Raw genomic sequence first — 18,174 nt, 5'->3', positions numbered from 1 at the left:
GCCGGAATGAAGGGTGAAGCTTCACTCCGGCGGTTTTTTGTGTTTGCTTGCCTGATTATCTGTTTAACGGATAATTGTTATGGTCCCTCGTTTCTGTACGGTTGTACCATCCTGCAGGCTAGCGCGCAATGCGTAGTTGTATACGCCGATCGGCTGTTTTTTGCCGCTCATCGTGCCATCCCATCCGCGGCCTTTATCTTTCGTTTCAAATACCTGCTGGCCCCACTGGTTGTAGATCCTCATTTCCAGCGTCGCGATCGTGGTGCCGTATACATACAGGATGTCGTTGGTACCGTCGTTGTTCGGGGTAAAGGCATTCGGTACGAAGATGAGGTTGCCCGCGGGGTTATCCGTTCCGCCGCCGCCCTGGAACCATGCGCTGTTCGCACATTCGCTGGCGCCTACAGCCATCACCTGCAGGGTGACAACCTGGTTCGGCTGAAGGTTGGTAACGGTATGCGTGGTGCCGGTGAGGCCGGAGCTCGGTTGCGTGAACGTTACGCCGCCGTCGGTAGATACCCTGTAGCCCAGCGCGCCTGCAATGGCGTTCCATGTAAAGGTGATGGAGTTCGCCGTTCTGTTCGCCACCGATACCGTCGGTGCGGGCAGCACCGCGTAAATATTAATGGTAACCGGCGTGCGGGTTGCGCTGACGCATCCGCCGCTAAAGCCGGCCGCTACGTAGTAGGTAGTTGCCGCAGTGAGCGCCGGCGTGGTGAACACTGGACCGGTGAATATGGCGTTGCCGCCGGTGGCCGTCGTGTACCAGGTGAAGGTTACGCCTGCCTGTGCCGATGTGGCCCTGAGCGTTGCGGTGCTGTCAGGACAAACAGTGCCTGCGTCCGCGTTCACAACCGGCGGCTGTGGTATGTTGCCTACCGTTGCGGTCGCTTTGGCCCTGCCTGCACTCGCGCAGCCTCCGCCTATCACCGCTTCAACATATACGTCCAGGTTGGCGGTAAGCGCCGGTGTGGTGAACGTGGGGCTTGCATTATCCTGCAGGAGGTTGCCGTTCACGGCAGCGTCGTACCAGCGGTAAGTCGTATTCGGCAGCGGGTTCTGTACGGTGAAGGTAGCGGTGGAACCGGTGCAGATCGTTACTGCGCCGCCATCTGTCAGTACCGGGGTGCCCGGTGCGTCCGACGCGATCAGTATTACCTGGCTGCGCCCGTTGCTGGTGCAGGTACCGCCTGCAGCCATCGCTTCAACATACACGGTATCTCTTGCGCTGAGCGGATTGCTGGTGTACATGCTGCCGGTGAACAGCAGCGTGCCGCCGATCGGCGCGTCGTACCAGCGGTATTGCAGATCGGTGCGCGGATTGATAATGCTGGACGTTGCCCGGTTGCCGCGGCATACCGTTACGGAAGCGGCTACCGCAGGTAATGCAGGACCGTTGGTAATGGTCACGCTTACTCTTGTGCGGGTTGCGCTTGCGCAATTGGACGTGTTCACGGCTTCAACATAGAAGTCTTTATTCGCCGTGATCGCGCTGGTCGTGTAGGTCGGCGTGCTGGCCAGCGCCGTGCCGCCCGTCGGTACGTCGTACCAGCGGTAAGTAAGGCCCGGCTGCACGTTGGTTACGTTCAGGGTTGCCTGGTTGCCCGCGCATACAGACTTCGTGGAAGCTTCTACCGTTACAGACGGAGGAACGGGGTTCACCGTTACGGTCACGGTGGTTCTGCTGGTGCTGGTGCAGGCGCCCGCCGCTGCTTCTACATAGTAGGTAGTGGTAGCGGTTACGCCGCTGGGCGCAAAGGATGTGCCCTGTGCCAGGGGTGTGCCGCCGGTGGCAGCGCTGTACCAGTTGTAGGTCAGGCCGGTTTGCGGACTGGTAATGGTAAGCGTTACCGGTGCGCCGAGGCAGATCGTGGTGGTGCCGCCAACAACAGGAACGGCGGGTGGTTCGGTTATGGTAACCTCCACTTTCGTAAGCGTTGTGCTGCCGCAGTTGCCGGCACTGATGGCTTCCACGTAATAGTCTGCCGGTGCGGTAGCGGCCGGGGTGGTAAATACCGTGCCCGTAAACAGCAGGGTGCCGCCCGGGGCGTCGTACCAGTTGTAGGTGTTGCCCGCCACCGCATTTGTTACGCGCAATGTAGCCTGTGCATTGCGGCATACGGCCACGCTGGTCGATTCAACCGTTGGCGGGGTAGGCCCGCTCACAACGGTTACGGTTATTTTCGTTCTGCCAGTACTTACGCAATTGCTTGCGTTCACCGCTTCAACATAAAAATCTTTATTCGCTGTAAGCGCCGCGCTCGTGTAATCCGGCGTAGAGGCCAGCAGGGTGCCGCCCGTCGCCGCATCGTACCAGCGGTAGGTAATGCCCGCCTGCACGTTGGTTACATGCAGTTCGGCGCTGTTGCCGGTGCACACTGTTTTCGCAGTCGCGTCTACGGTTACTGCCGGCGGAGCGGGGTTCACCGTTACGGTCACAGATGTTCTGCCCGCGCTGGTGCAGCTGCCGTTTACAGCTTCAACATAATAGGTCGTGGTGGTGGTTACGCCCGTGGGTGCAAAGGTGGCGCCTTGTGCAAGACGGGTGCCTCCGGTCGCTACGTTGTACCAGTTATAAGTGATCGTAGCCACGGGGTTCTGAATGCTCAGGCTGATCGGGCTGCCCTGGCATACGGTGGTGCTGCCGACGATCACCGGCAATGCGGGCGCATCGGTCACCGTTACGTTCACCTGGGTAAGGCCCGCGCTGGCACAGCCTCCCGAGCCAACGGCTTCCACATGATAAGTAGCGTTCGACACTGCTACGCCGGTGGTGTAAACCGGGCCGGTAAACAGCAGGTTGCCACCCGGGGCGTCGTACCAGTTGTACGTTACCCCTGCCTGCGGGCTGCTGATGCGCAGTACCGCCTGGGAACCGCGGCATACGGATACGTTTGCGGATTCAACTGTCGGTGCAGGCAGCAATGTTACCACGCTTACTGCGGCTACCGCACGGCTGGTGCTGGCGCAGTTGCCCGTGCCTGCAGCTTCCACGAAGAACGTGGCCGTATCGGTGAGTGCGGCCGTTGTAATGCTGGCGCCGGTGTAGCGCAGCGTACCGCCTGTGGCCGCGTCGTACCAGTTGTAGGTCACGCCCGGTTGCGGGTTGCGCACGGACAATGTAGCCGGCTGGTTGCGGCAAATGGAGGTCACTGAATCCAGCAATACCGGTACCGCCGGCGTTGCATTCACATTCACCGTTGCCTGCAGCCTGCCGCCAGGATTGATGCAACCGCCTGTGTTGTTCACCGCTTCTACGTAGTAAATGGTGGTGGATGAAAGCACTGGCGTAACGAAGGTGGCGCCCGTAGCTACCGGCGTGCCACCGGCCTGTACGGTGTACCAGCGGATGGTGAGGCCTGCCGTGCTGGAAGTTACCTTCAGTTCGGCAGTGTTGCCGGAACAGATGGTGAGGTTATTGGATTCGAGCACCGGATCGGTCGGTTGCGTGCCCACGGTTACCGTTACCGGTACTCTTGTGAGACTGCCACATGCGCCGTTGTATGCTTCTGCATAATAAGTCTTGTTAGCGGAGAGCGCCGGGGTGGTGAACACACTGTCGAGAGACAGCGCTACCCCGCCGGAAGCCGCGTCGAACCAGCGGATGCTGTGCGCGGGGTCCACCGTTCTCGCCTGGAGTATCGCTACGCCGCCGGTGCAGATGGATGTATCGCCGCTGATAATTACCGGTGCGTCGGGAACCGGCAGTACGCTGATGGTCACCGGCGTACGGATCGGGTTCACGCAATTGGTGGACGCACGGTAGCTTTCCGCATAATAAGTAGTGGTGGCGGTGATATTGCCGGTAGTGTAAACTTTACCGGTGAACAACGGCGTGCCGCCTGTCGGTACGTTGTACCAGCGCACCGTTGCACTGTCGGACGCTGTTGCCGTTAAAGTAGCCTGTCCGCCGGCGCATAGCGTGGTTGCGCTCGCCGTTACGGCCGGCGATGCCAGCACGCGGTTCGCGTAATACAGGTTCATATTCAGCAACGCGCCTACCAGGCCGCTGAGTTTTATTTCTATTCTTGTGTACGCCGCGCCGGGTGCAAACAGCACCACCTGCTGATTGCCGCCGCCCAGCAACACTACTCTCAGCGCGCTGCTGCTCAGCGTGCGCGTGTCGTTGTTGGAAGTAGCGCCGTTGTACGACGTTACCCGGATGTTGGATAATGCTGCCGCGTCCAGCAGGCCGGCCGGTGTGGCGAACCGGATCTTCGCGGTATCACCCGCCGCGGCGAGGGTACCGAAATCGAAGAAGTAAGACACGCTGCCTCCAACACCCACCGGCAGCTGGATGTTCGCAAAGTTCGTCGTGTCGGTATCTACCGCATTATCCGCGTCCGTAACGGCGCAAAGCAGGCAAATGCCATTTATGTTAAAGGTTTGCGCGTTCGCGAAATCGCAGCCCGGATTAAAATTGCGGTTCACCCTCACCGTGATCGATGCGCGCATGCTGGCGCAACCAGACGGCGCTACTGCTTCCACGAAATATTTGGTCGTGGTGGCAAGTTGCGGCGTTACATACTGCGCTCCTGTAAACACAGGCACAGTGCCCAGCGAATCCAGGAACCAGCGGTATGTTGCGCCTGCGGTGCCGGATGTAGCGGTAAGCGTGGCGGTTTGACCGTATTCAATAATACCTCCCGCAGGCAGCATGCTTACGGTCGGCTGTATGGCCGCTGCGTTCACCTGTACGGTCACAGACCTTGGCGTTGCGCTCTGGCACTGGCCGTTTGCGGCCGTAACAAAATAAGTGGTCGTTGTATTAAGCGCCGGCGTGGTAAATACCGGCCCGCTGAAGATGATGCTGTCCAATGCGGCGCTGGCGTACCAGTTGAAGGTAACGCCCGGCGTTGCGGAGCTTGCCGTGAGGGTAGCCATATTGCCCGCGCAGATGGAGGTGCCGTTCGGTGTAACATCCGGCGTGCCGGGGCGCGCGGTCACATCTACCTGTACCGCCGTTCTGGTCGCGCTGGCGCAACCGCCTGAAGATACCGTTTCAGCATAATACACTACGGAACTGTCGAGCGCGGGCGTTACAAACGCAGCGCCCGTGAATATCGCAGTACCGCCGGTGGGCGTATCGTACCAGCGGAAGGTGGCGCCGGCCGGGGCGGTTGCCCTCAGCGTTGCGCTGCCGCCGCTGCAAGTGGTCACTGCAGTGCTTTCCAGCGTCGGCGCAGCCGGTACGCTGTCGATGTTCACCACACCGATGGTACGAACCGGGTTCGCGCAGTTGGTGGATGTTTTAACGGCTTCCACATAGAAGGCCGTATCGGAACTTACAGGGCCTGATTCAAAAGAAGTACCGGTGAACAGCGGTGTGCCGCCCGTGGGCGTGCTGTACCAGCGGAACACAGTGTTCGGCCTCGGCGCAACCGCCAGCGTGGCGGTGCTGCCCGGGCAGGTGGACACGGTGTCTACCTGCAGATCGGGTACCGGCACAAAACGTTGTGCGTAATGCACATTCACTGCGCTAAGCGCGGTAGCCACGCCTGAGTTCATGCGAAGTTCCACCCTGTCGAATATCGCTGACGGAGCAAAGGACACCAGCGCCTGCGTGTTGCCAGGCAACAGTTTCAGCGAAAGCAACCCTCCGTTCAAATCGGTGCGGTCGTTATTGTATGTCGTGCCGTTGTAAGTCGCCAGTTGCAGCGATCCCAGCAGCCCCACGTCTGCAAGCGAAGACGGGAAGGAGATCAGCATTCTCACGCTGTCGTCCGCATCGCTGGCCCCTGTGAAGATGAGCGTTTGCTGCACGTAACCTCCCAGCAGCCCCGCAATTACGTGCATGCTGGAGAAGGTGGTGGTGCTCGCGTCGGCGGCGGAATTTTGATTATCTACATAACAGCCCAGGCATATGCCGTTCGCATTGCTGACCTGCGTGGTGGCGATATCGCAGGGCGCGTCAGGATCTGTGATCACTACGTTTGCGATCACGGCGATACGCTGCGCGCTTACGCAACCGTCTGAATTGCTTGCTTCCACATAGAAAGTCGTGGTGGCATTCAACGGCGGCGTAGTGAAGCTCGGGCCGGTGAACAGCGGAGTGCCGCCGGCGGGTGCGCTGTACCAGTTGTAGGTAAGCGCGGTATCCGGCGTGTTCACGTTAAAGGTGGCCGTACCGCCTTGCGGGATGGTCACTGAATTGGCCGTTACGGTAACGGTGGGCAGGCCGACTTTTACAAATACGGGGCTGCGCACTTCGCTCGGGCAGGTGGAGCCTGCGGAAGCGGCTTCCAGGTAGTACACTCCGTCGGCGGTAACAGCCGGCGTGGTAAAAGTGGCGCCGGTGAAGAGCAGCGTGCCGCCTGTCGGCGCATCGTACCAGCGGAAGGTAGCGCCTGCCGGACCGGAAGCGTTCAGCACAGCGGGCGTACCGCTGCATACGTTCACGGTATCGGATGCTGCCGTTGCGCGCGGCGTTATTTGCTGTACATAAAATATGTTGATCTCCGTCAATGCGGATGCAACGCCGGCAATCCTTATTTCCACTTCGTCGAATATGGCGGAGGGCGCGAAAGAGATCACCTGGCGGCTGCCGCCGTCCAGCAGTTGCAGGGTAAGCAGGCCGTTGTTCAGCGGGCGCACGTCCGCCGCGTTTTCAACGCCGTTATTGCGCGGGCGGATGGTGACGTTGCCCAGCAATTGCAGGTTGAGCAGGCCGGTAGTGGAGCCTACCACTATGCGAAGACTGTCGCCCGGAGCACTTGGGTTGCCGAACTGGAAGCGCTGGTAAGCGCCCGCGCCCAACAGGCCCACCGGCACATGTATCGACGAGGAAGTTTGCGCATTATCGTCTACCGCCATCGTCGAATCCTGGATCGAGCACAGCAGGCAAAGTCCGAAAGTGGAGCCGCTCTGCGTAACGCCGCGGCCGCAGCTCAGGTCGGGACTGGCCGGGCCAACGGTTACCGTAACAGGCACCGCCGTGCGGATATAACTCTTCAGCCCGTCGGGCGTGGCGGCTTCTACATAATATGTTTTGTCTGCGATCAGTACCGGCGTGTTAAAAGCAGTGCCGGTGAACAGCGGCGTACCGCCCGTGGGCGTATCGTACCAGCTGAACGTAGCGTCCGGCAGCCTGATGGACGCGATGAACGTCGTATCGTGGCCAAACGGAACCGTGGCGGAAGGCGGCATTACCGTTACAGGTATAAATGCCGCGGCTTCATAAATATTCAGGCTGCCCAACGCTGAAACAAGACCGGTAAGGTCTACCTGCGCACCGTCAAACCCGGCATTAACGGGTACGGTTACACGGAATTTGCTGACATTGCCCGTTACGTCCAGGCCGAGCGCCTGGAGGTTAATGAGATCGTTGTCCAGCATAATGGCGTCGTTATTGGGCGTGGTGCCGTTGAACGTCTGCACCCGGATGCCGGAGAGCAACTGCGCGCTCAGTACCTGTGCGGGCACGCCGAGCGTGAAGGAAATGCTGTCTCCCGCCTGGTAGGTGCCGGGGAATTTAATGATCTGCCCTACCGAACCAAGCGCGCCAACGGTGATGATGGCCTGTGAAGCGGTGGTGGTGTCTCCGTCTACCGCAAGATCAGGGCTCTGCACAATGCAGCCGAGACAAACGCCGCCAATGACGGGGCTTTGCTGGTTATCGCCGTACGTCCAGAGCGGGCCGGGACCGCCGCCAACTGTAACTGGAACGGCAGTACGAACAAAGCTCTTTTTGCCATCGGGCGTGGACGCTTCCACATAATATTCTTTGCTGCGGGTAAGCGGTGGTGTGGTAAAGTCTGCGGTAGACCCAAGCAAGGTGCCGCCGGTACGCGCATCGTACCAGGCGTAGGTAGCGCCCGGAGCGCGCACGCTGGCCGTCATGGTGGCAGTGGTGCCGGAAGGGATCACCGGGGCGGGCGGCGTAACCGTCACGGGCATAAAGGCCACGGCTTCGTATACGCGCAGGTTGCCGAGCGCGGACAACGCCGAATTGGTGCCGATGCTTACACCGTCGAACGCGTTGTTCACCGGCAATATCACGCGGAATTTGCCGGTAGTGCCAACGCCGAGGCCCAGCGGTTCTATTCTCACAAGGTTATTATCGAGCGTAACGGCATCGCCGTTGGGCGTATTGCCGGTATATGACTGTACGGTGAGGCCGCTCAGCGCCTGCAGGCTGAACAGCTGGTCGGGCAGTTCCAAGTCGAACGCTACGCTGTCGCCGGCCTGGTAAGTGCCGGGGAAATGGATCAGCTGCGAAACGGAACCCAATGCGCCAACGGTAGTGGTGATAAGCGAAGAAGTGGCGGTATCCTCATCCACCGCATTGTCTCCGTCCGTAACGGTACAATTCAGGCAAACGCCGGTGATCACGGCGCCGGCCTGGCGGTCGCCGTACGTCCACAGCGGGCCGGGGCCGCCGCCTACGTTTACGGCAGCGGGGGTACGGCTGAAGCTGGTAAGACCGTCAGGCGTGGATGCTTCCACGTAATAAACAGTGCGGCGGCTCATGGGCGGCGTGGTGAACGTTGCGCCGGAACCTACGGGTGAACCGCCGGTGGAGGATGTATACCAGTTGAAGATTGCGCCCGAAAGCCGGTTGCCCGCGGTGATGGAGGCGGTGGTGCCGGCCGGAACGGTTTGTTCGGCGGGGCTTACCGTTACCGGCACCATGGCAGTGGCTTCGAATACCTGCAGGTTGGCAAGACCGCCTACTACGGGCGTGAGCGATACCTGCACCGCGTCGAACGGAGCGGTGGCAGGCAGCGCAACCCTGAATTTACCGGTGGGGCCCACTGAAATGCCCAGCAATTGCGCGTTGGCAAGCGCGGTGCTGAACGAGGCCGCATCGTTGTTGGGAGTGGCGCCGTTAAAGGTTTCTACCCGGATGCCGGATAATAATTGCGCGTTGAGCAATTGTCCTGCCGGGATGGCCAGGTCGAGTATAATGCTGTCCAGGGCCTGGTAATTGCCCGGGAAGCGGATCAGCTGGCCGGCGGAGCTGAGCACGCCCAGCGGTATGCTGATATTCGAAGCGGTAGTGGTATCGTGGTCGATGGCCAGTTCCGGGTTTTGCACGGAGCAGCCGGCGCAGATGCCGCTCAGCTGCGGGCTTTGTTCGGTATCGCCATAACTCCATAACGGACCGTCTGCACCGCCGAGTGTAACGGTAACGGCAGTACGTAAATAACTGGTAAGACCATCGGGAGTAGAAGCTTCCACGTAATAAGTAGTGCTGCGGGTAAGCTGCGGCGTGTTAAAGGCAGCGCCCGTTTGCAGCGGCGAACCGCCGGTGGGCGTGGCGTACCAGTTGATGGTGGCGCCTGAAGGCCGCACGGTGGCGTTCAGCGAAGCGGAAGTATTATAAGGTATTTGCGCGGGCGAAGGCGTAACGGCCACGGGTATCATGGCGGCGGCCTCATAGATGCGCAGGGCGGCCAGTTCGGCCAGCACGGCGTTCAGGTTCACCTGCACACCGTCGAACGGGGCGGTGGCGGGTATGCTCACCCTGAACTTGTTAGTGCCGCCGATACCGATACCCAGCAATTGCACGTTGATGAGATCGGTGCCGAGATCGGTGGCAGGCCCGGATGTGGCCGCGCCCAGGTAAGGTTGTATGGTGATGTTGGTCAGTATCGATTTGGTGTACAGCTGGCCGGGCAATTCCAGGTCGAGCACGATGCTGTCTCCCGCCTGGTAGATGCCGGGGAACTGGATCAGCTGGCCTACGCTGCTGAGCGCGCCCACGGGGGCGGATAACAGCGAAGAAGTGTTGGGATCCGCATCCACGGCGTTCAGCGGGTCTACCACGGTACACAACGCGCAGATGCCGGACAGGCGGGGGCTCGCCTGCTGGTCGCCGTATGTCCATAAAAGACCGGGACCGCCGCCCACGTCTACGGTCACGGCTGTACGCAGATAACTGTCTTTATCGTCGGCCGTGGTGGTGGCGGAAACGTAATAGGTATGCACGCCGCGCGTAAGCACGGGTGTGTTGAACGTAGCGCCGGTGCCGAGTGAGGTTCCGCCGGTGGGCGCGTCGAACCATTCGAAGGTGGCGGCGCCGAGGCGCATGGAAGCGGTGAGCGCGGCGGAGCTGCCTGCGGGAGATATCACGGGCGTTCCGGAAGGCGTGATGGTAACGGGCACCATGGCGGTCACTTCGTAGATCAGCAGGTTGCTGAGCGTGTTCAGCACCGCGCCGATGGTAACTTCCACCCTGTCGAACTGCGCGGGGATGGCCACTTTGGCGCGTTGTTTCCCGCCGGCGCCTACCCCGAGCGCCTGCACGTTGATAAGAGGGGAATTAAGCGGAACATCGAGCACGGGCGTGGTGGAGGTGCCGTTGAACGCGGCCAGGCGGATGCCGCCGAGCAGCGAAAGGTCCACTACCGTGGAAGGCACCGCGAAGTCTACCACTACGGTATCTCCCGCTTCGTACGTACCGGGGAATATAATGCGCTGGCCTACGTTGGCGAGAATCCCCAGCGTGGCGTTCACTTCGGCGGCGGTGTTGGGGTCGCCGTCGTGACTGAGCCCGTCGTTGTTGATAGCGCAGAGGGGGCAGAGCAATATGGAAGGTTTGATTTCCTGGTCGCTCGCGCCGGCGCTGTAAATGGGGCCTGCGGCAAAAAAGGCGTTTGCTTTGAAAGTGCTGCTGCCGGCTGTTGTCAGCGGTGATCTGCCGTACGGGTATTCCGGCGTGCCGGAAACCTGGGCGGGGTACCACCAGTACTGCGTAAAGGCCGTGGGCGCGGCATTCGCGGCAGCGCGCGCACCTGTCACCGGCCAGCTGGAAAGCCAGAACGCGGAAAAGACAATAAGGGCGCGCAAAAGGCATTTAGGAGTAACATTAAAACTCATATACAATGGTTTGGGTTATAATGAAGTAATGTTTGCGTTTGATCCTGGTAATGTAGCGGGATACGGCCTGTGAGGACACAGGGGTTTCTTTCCTTATAAGCCTATTTCATACACATAGGAGAACCGGTATTTTCACAGATATCACGTCAAAAAAAATCCAGGTAATTCGGAGCCGTTTAATTTGTTTTTGATAGGATACATTCTCGGTTTGATCTAAGGTATATTCGGAAGCACTACATATCTGACAACACGAAATTAAAGGGCTTCAACCGGGAATCGATGTACCATTCCTGTTCATTCACGTGAACAAAAAGCGCTCTGTTCATTCTTTGAATAGCTTGTTCATTCTGTTCATTTTCATGAACAGTGAACAAAACATGTTCAAGCTGCGTATCTCGTATAGTCATGTACGAATGTCACGAACCCGTAAAAACATACCTGTGTGTTCAGCGCTTTCACTCTTTTTGCCGCACTCAATCATCCTTGTGAAAAGGATTATCCAGCAAAAAAAGATTTATACTTTTTTATTGCGTGCGGCTCATAACATTTAATTGATAATCAAAATGAAAAACATGTTTGTTCAATCAACTATTTCTTGTTCAGTCCGTTCATTTTCAAAAAACTCAAATCCAAACATTCAGTCGCCTACGTATCTATTCACCTGTACCATTATTACGAGGCCTCTATAGTCCTAATCCATTAATTGTGCCCTTATGATCGACCTGTCCTACGACCTCATCATCACTTTGCAAAGCGAAGTGCTGCGACAATTCGGGGTGGAAAACATTCAACCAAACCAGTGTAAACACCTCGCCCAGGCTATTCTTAACCATACAGGAAAACTCGTCAGCGAAACCACTCTTAAACGTGTTTTCGGGTTTGCGGTCACGCAACACAGCTTCTCACGCTATACCCTCAACACGCTGGCGCAGTTTTGCAGGTTCAGAGACTGGGAAGAGTTTCAAACTCATTTCTATAAAAAAACTTTCCGGCCTCAGTCCGAAGACGACCAGTCCAAATGGGCCGATATCCGGAAACGCGCCGCCGCTGTTTCCCATTACACCATGCTCACCCTCAAGAACCGCAGTGGCGTGCCTTTCGAAAACACCGCACCGCGACAGTACTGCCTTTCCCACATCGAAAAATTCCTCGAAAGCAGCTACGCCGCCACCGTGTTCATCGCACCCGCGGGCTGGGGAAAATCCCTCGCCCTCGTGCACGCCGCCGAACATTATTGGTTCGGGCGAGACCCCGTGTATCAAAATGACGTTTGCTGGTTCATCAACGCGCACGCCGCCGGAAGCCTCCTCCTCAAAGGCTTTTCCCTCTCCGCGTGGCTCGATAATCAACTCAGCCTCGGCAACGGCGACAACTTCCGAGAATATTTTTCCACCCACGCCAGCGAAAAAGGCGGCCGGCTCGTGCTGATCATCGACGGGTTCGACGAGATCGCGCTCGGGGCCGACAAACTCAAGCTCCTTTATAATAAGCTGGAAGATTTCGTGTATTCCAACGATCAGCATCCCTGGGTGAAAGTGATCCTCTCCATCCGGTCCAGCACCTGGGGCGAAGTATTCCACCAAAGCCACCAATACCCTTCATTCCGCAAATACTGGTACCTCGGGCCGGAAATGGACGAAGACACCAATACCAACATACCGCTGCTTACTGAACAGGAAGTGAAATCGGTGCTTTATAATTTCGATTTCGACCCTTCCACCGTGCGGCTCTTTTCAGACAGCTTCCTGCAGAAACTTAGGCATCCTTACTACCTGCAACTTTTCACCCAGCTGAACGCCACGCCGGGCCAGCCTTTCATAGACGAGAACCTGAGCCTGTACGAAGTGATCAGCCGGTTTATCCAGAACCGCGTGTTCAGTTCTCCCGCCAATTCATTCAAAGTGCGGATCATCGATAAAATGCTGCAGCTGCTGGATATGGGAAGAGCGGGATTGTATACGGACAAATGCACGCTGCTCAATAAAAACGCGGACCTTTTCCCGGCTTACAAAGAATTGCTGGCGGATAACATTCTCGTGGAGGAGAACCTCAGCCAGGAGATCATGTTCAACGTGAAAGTGCGTTTTGCGCACAATTTCCTGCTGGAATATTTCACCGCCATGCATTTCCTGGCGGAGCAGGAACAAAACGTGTCTGAACCGCTGCTCCGCCATGTGCTGGATTATTTCCCGCAAAGCCCTTTCCGCGTCGCGGTGTTCAAATGGCTGCTGCGGTATGCCATTACCCGCCAGCAGGCGGAAAACATCCGGCATTTTTTCCAGCTGCCGCTGGCCACGCAGGAAAAGGCGCACCTGCTGGAATACGTGGTGTTGCATTACCAGCAGGAAAGCACGCAGCAGCTGCCGCTGTCTGCCATCTTCCCCCCGGGCTATTTCCAGAAAAACCCATTCAGCCAGTTCATCAACGACGACTTCATCAGCTTCAAAAAAAGAAAAATGCTGAACGCCCTGCTGGGAATGGCGGAATCGGCGGAAGACAAGCTGCAGGTGCGCAGCACGTTGTTCTTCATGGCCCTGATGCAGCTGGATGCGGAACAATGCGAAATAGAGCTGGCCAATATCAAAAAACTCTGCGCGCGGAACGAAATAATCGGGGAAATGTGGATCAGCCCGTACGAGGTTTTTCTTTTCGTATACGAATATCTCAAGTTCGGGCAGGTAGACGGGAAGATGAAAGAAAAGATCTACAATTATGCGCAATACTGGAATTTCACCCCGCAGAAGGCCATTACCGTCGGGGAAGGAGCGGTGTACCGCGGCATATGCCTCGTGTTCCTCACACTGGGCGATTACCAGCAGCTGCTGCTGTTCACCCGGCGGCTGTTCGAACAATATCCCGGCATTCTTTTCAACCGCGCCGATCCTTTCCACCTGATGGTGCTCTGCTGGAAAGCGCAGGCGCATGTTTCCACCGGCGACCTTCCTTCCGCCAAACGCATCTGCAGGCATGTGGAAAATGTGCTCAGGCATTATTCCTCAGACTTCTTCAACGGCCGCCACATCGATACGCTCCAGAAAACCATCGCCGCCCAGATACATTACCACGAAAAAGACTTCCACAAAGCCATCCGTTTAGCGGAATCCGCAATGGATATGGCGCAGCGGCTGGATTTCAAAATATTTGCATTGCTGAACTACAGCGTACTTAACCGAATATACCACCAGTTGCAAATGGAAAAACAGGGGAAGGACACCCAGCGCAAAATGATACTGATCCGCGAAAGCACTTCTTTCAAACAGGCAGTACCCGCTTTTGAGCAGATTTAAACGTCCGGCCGCCCCCGGGAAATATTGATAGCATTTTAACAATATTTCCCGGGGCGCACCGCATAAATTGGCATAATTTTACGGTACCAGATACCGTAATGCCGATCGATCAAAGCAAATACACAACTTTCCAGCATTTCCTGCTGAATCTCCTGAGCCTGCTGACCATACTGCCCCTGGCCCCGTATATCAACCGGTTCATGCCCGTCGTGCAGCTGGGTCAGTGGCATATCGACCTTTTCCTTTCCATCCTGATCGCTTTCCTGTTCACCCGCCTGCTGCTGTGGCTTTTTAAGCCCCTCATCATCCCCGCTTTCGTGCTGGTGGCGGGCGTCCTCGTTTTCAATTTTTTTACCGGCCGTTATTCTTTTTCCAATGTGCTGAACGATTACCAGGGCATGGTGCAGGGCAACTGGGGCACGCGGGACAACAAACAGCTGGACATCCTCAGTTTTTACCCCCGCAAAGTGGAGACGTACATGGACAAAACCGTGCGCGGCATCCGTGAAAAGACGGATTACCGCGATTCCACGGTGCGCAATTTCGCCGTGCGGCATTCACTCGATTATTTCGACGAATATTTTCCCAAATACGGCAAAGTGGTGCGTTATCTCTCGCTTTTTAAATACATTCGTCACAATTTCAAATATGTGAACGACAGCCAGCGCGATGAATACTTCGCCACCCCCATGGAAACCATCCGGAACGGGCTGGGCGGCGATTGCGACGACCATTCCATCCTGATGGCGAGCTGCATGGAAAGCATCGGCGCCCGCATGAGGATCGTGCTGATCAAAGGGCACGCTTACCCGGAGCTGTATTGCGGCGACCAGGAAGCTTTCGAAACGATGAAACAGGCAATTGTGCACCTTTTCAACAATCCGCCTGTTAAAGAGTTATATTATCATGAGATGAAAGGCGAATACTGGATCAACCTGGATTATTCCGCGTGGAATCCCGGCGGCCGTTATCTGAACGATAAAGTGTATGCCCTGATTGAACTATAGAATTTTTCATACCCAAAAACATTATAACCATGAAAGTAAACATCGGAGTTCCCGAAAAACATTTGCAGGCCGTTGCGGAAAAATTACAGGTTTTGCTGGCAGACGAACACATTTTGTACACCAAAACCCGCAACTATCACTGGAATGTGGTCGGGGACAATTTTCACGAGATGCACCTTTTTTATGAAGGGCAATATGGCGAACTGGCAGAGATCATTGACGAAATTGCAGAGCGCATCCGCATGATCGGGCATTACAGCACCGGCCGCCTCGTGGATTTCCTGAAACTGACCAATCTGCTGGAGCCCGAATATACCAGCAACCAGTCTGAGCAGATCAAAAACCTGGTGGAAGACCATGAGACCATCATCCGCGTCCTCCGCGAACTGATCACCGAATTTGCCGACAAACAAAAAGACCTTGGCTCCAGCGATTTCGTGACCGGCCTGCTGCGTCAGCACGAAAAAATGGCCTGGATGCTCCGTTCTTACCTGAGCAAATAATCACCCGGGATACAATTGAAAAGGCCGGTCCGCAAAGGAACCGGCCTTTTCTTTTTTGCTGCCCTGCCGATATTTAATCGGAGCCTTTGTAGATGATGATCTCCACCCGGCGGTTGCGCTGCCGGCCTTCCTGCGAATCGTTCGGCGCCACGGGCGCGGTTTCGCCAAGGCCGGACACATGCCGGATGTATTTTTCCAGTCCTTTGCCTTCCAGGTATTTCGCCACTGCGGCCGCGCGCATGCGGCTGAGATTGAGGTTGTAGGCTTCGGTGCCTACATTGTCCGTATACCCGAGGATCTGCAGCTGAATGGTGTCGTTGCGCGGGATGCGGGCCACCAGGCTGTCCAGCGCATCATACAGCTTCGTGTTCAGTTCGCTGCTGTTGAAGCGAAACAGCACGTCCGGTATCACGAGCGTGTCTGGTGCCGGCGGCGGGGCGACGGCCACCACCGGTTCAGGCGGCGGTTTGGGCAGGCAGAACTCAATTTCCACGAAATTATTTTCCTCTTTACCGGCTTCCGTGGTGGTATCGTACCGTGGTTCGGCGCTGCCGCGGCCGTATACCTCCACATCGTCTACCGTAAAGCCGTGGCGGTATACCAGCACGTCTTTCAGCTTCTGCGCCTGCACCGTGGAAAGAATCTTGTTGTAATTGCCGGTGCCGGGTTTGAAGGAATAACCCGTCACGATCACCTTCGTGCCCGCGTAGGGATCGTATACCCGTATCAGCGAATCGAGGCGTGCGGCGGCATCCGGGTAACGGGAGCGGCCTTTCGGCGTGAAAATGCTTTCGTCTTTAACGGTAAGGGTAAGGCAGTTCCGTCTGCCCTGCCGGATGTCCAGCTTCGTTTTTTCCTGTTTAAAGTACATCGGGGGCACGGTATGGCGGCGGTGCTGGGCGTACAGCTCGTCTTTCACCTGCTGGGCGCCTTCGCAAAGCGGGCCGCTTTCCAGCGGTTCGAGGCCGATGCTGTCTATGTAAAAACTTTCTCTCTGGTCGATTTCGCCCCGGGGAACCGCTTTCGCGAAATTTCCCACTATTAAATGGCTGGCCTTTGCAGGGGCGGTGAACACTTTTTCCATGCGGTAAAAATCGATATCCCCTTTTTTGACCTGCACGGCATTTTTCTCGGTGATCACGATCGTGGGCGGCAGCGTGTCCAGCGAAACGGCGCTCAGGCGGTAAATGTACCCCGTGTCCAGCCGCAGGCCCAGCTCCAGCGCGCCCCGGAAGTCTTTCCCGGCCACAACGGTCACTTTATACTGGCGGCCTGCTTCCAGCGGGCATAACAGTTTTGCCTGGATGTAGCTCCGCATCCCGCGCTGGCGGTGCACCAACCGCACCACATTAGTGCCGGCCATGGCATCCTGCGAATAGAGATAATGCATTTTCAGGTGCTCGGGCGCCACGCTCTCCCAGGCGGAAGGACTGCAGGGGGCATGATATTCGGTACAGATATTTACATCTTCGAAACTGGGATTGGCAATAAGGTTCTGTGCTTTAGCGGTGGAGAAGCAGCCAAGGACATGGATAAAAAATAATATGTGCCTGTACGTTAGTTTCATAGCGCGGGAACTCTATCATAATAACAGAAAAACACATTAATTATTATATACTTATGGCAAGTTAACACAATTGTGCAATAGAAAGGTTTAACCCTTTCCGTCTCTTTTTGTTAATACTTCATTCCCTGTGCCCATTATTCATTTAAAACAGTATGAAAATGGAACAGTTATTTTCCGGCAAAGTGGCGGTGGTAACCGGCGCGGGCTCCGGCATCGGGGAGGCTACCGCCTTGCTGTACGCGGCTTCCGGGGCCAAAGTGATCGTTTCCGACGTGAACGAAAAAGGCGGGAACAGCGTTACGGAAGTTATCCGCAAGGCCGGCGGCGACGCGCAGTTCGAAAAGTGCGACGTGAGCAAACCGGCGGAATGCGAGCGGCTCGTGAACGCCGCCCTGAAACATTACGGCCGGCTGGACGTTGCCTGCAACAACGCGGGCATAGGCGGGGAACAGGCGCTGATAGCGGATATGAGCGTGGAGGGCTTCGACAAGGTGATTGCCGTGAACCTCGCGAGCATATTTTACTGCATGAAATCCCAGATACCGGCCATGCTGGAAAACGGCGGCGGGGCGATCGTGAACATGTCGTCTATCCTGGGCCAGGTGGGTTTTGCCCATTCCGCGGGTTACGTGGCCGCCAAACATGGCGTGGTGGGGCTTACGCAGAACGCCGGGATAGAGTATTCCGCCCGGGGCATCCGCGTAAACGCCGTAGGGCCGGGCTTTATCGATACGCCCTTGCTGGCGCAGGCGCCCCCGGAAATGAAAGCCGCCCTGGTGTCCAAACATCCCATCGGCAGGCTGGGCCGCGCCGAAGAGGTAGCCGAACTAGTGATCTGGCTCAGCTCGGAAAAAGCTTCTTTCGTTACTGGCGCTTATTACCCGGTAGACGGGGCATATCTTGCCCCCTGACGGGATTTTGGTCATAATTGGAAAAAGTCCCGGCGAATGCCGGGATTTTTTTATGCGCAATTGCGCAATTTACTACGG

General features: G+C 56.9%; 6 protein-coding genes. 4 read left to right on the top strand and 2 right to left on the bottom strand.

Going from position 1 to position 18,174, the window contains the following annotated elements; translation table 11 throughout:
- Positions 1-63: 63 nt before the first annotated feature.
- Positions 64-10,821: an Ig-like domain-containing protein gene (locus J7I43_RS12805; RefSeq protein ID WP_209146072.1), complete on the bottom strand. Its 10,758-nt coding sequence runs from the start codon at positions 10,819-10,821 to the stop codon at positions 64-66.
- Between the two features lie 713 nt (positions 10,822-11,534).
- Between J7I43_RS12805 and J7I43_RS12800 the strand changes: the two genes are divergently transcribed.
- From J7I43_RS12800 to J7I43_RS12790, 3 genes are all read left to right on the top strand, one after another.
- Positions 11,535-14,108, top strand: coding sequence for an NACHT domain-containing protein (locus J7I43_RS12800; protein WP_209146071.1), 2,574 nt, complete (start codon positions 11,535-11,537; stop codon positions 14,106-14,108).
- A gap of 98 nt (positions 14,109-14,206) precedes the next feature.
- Positions 14,207-15,115 (top strand): transglutaminase domain-containing protein, encoded by a 909-nt coding sequence (locus tag J7I43_RS12795; RefSeq protein WP_209146070.1) that lies wholly within the window; start codon positions 14,207-14,209, stop codon positions 15,113-15,115.
- 29 nt (positions 15,116-15,144) lie between these two features.
- Positions 15,145-15,618: a Dps family protein gene (locus tag J7I43_RS12790; RefSeq protein ID WP_209146069.1), complete on the top strand. Its 474-nt coding sequence runs from the start codon at positions 15,145-15,147 to the stop codon at positions 15,616-15,618.
- A gap of 73 nt (positions 15,619-15,691) precedes the next feature.
- Here J7I43_RS12790 and J7I43_RS12785 read toward each other — a convergent pair whose 3' ends face one another.
- Entirely contained in the window at positions 15,692-17,185 is a 1,494-nt protein-coding gene (locus J7I43_RS12785; protein ID WP_209146068.1) for an OmpA family protein, read from the bottom strand.
- Between the two features lie 158 nt (positions 17,186-17,343).
- On the opposite strand from J7I43_RS12785, the gene J7I43_RS12780 reads away from it, so the two are divergent.
- Positions 17,344-18,096 (top strand): SDR family oxidoreductase, encoded by a 753-nt coding sequence (locus J7I43_RS12780; protein WP_209146067.1) that lies wholly within the window; start codon positions 17,344-17,346, stop codon positions 18,094-18,096.
- Positions 18,097-18,174 lie beyond the last annotated feature (78 nt).

The sequence above is a fragment of the Chitinophaga chungangae genome, from assembly GCF_017742215.1.
In the GTDB taxonomy this organism is placed as follows: Bacteria; Bacteroidota; Bacteroidia; order Chitinophagales; family Chitinophagaceae; genus Chitinophaga; species Chitinophaga chungangae.
Note: the sequence above shows the minus strand (reverse complement) of the source record. Positions and strands in the feature narration are given on the sequence as shown.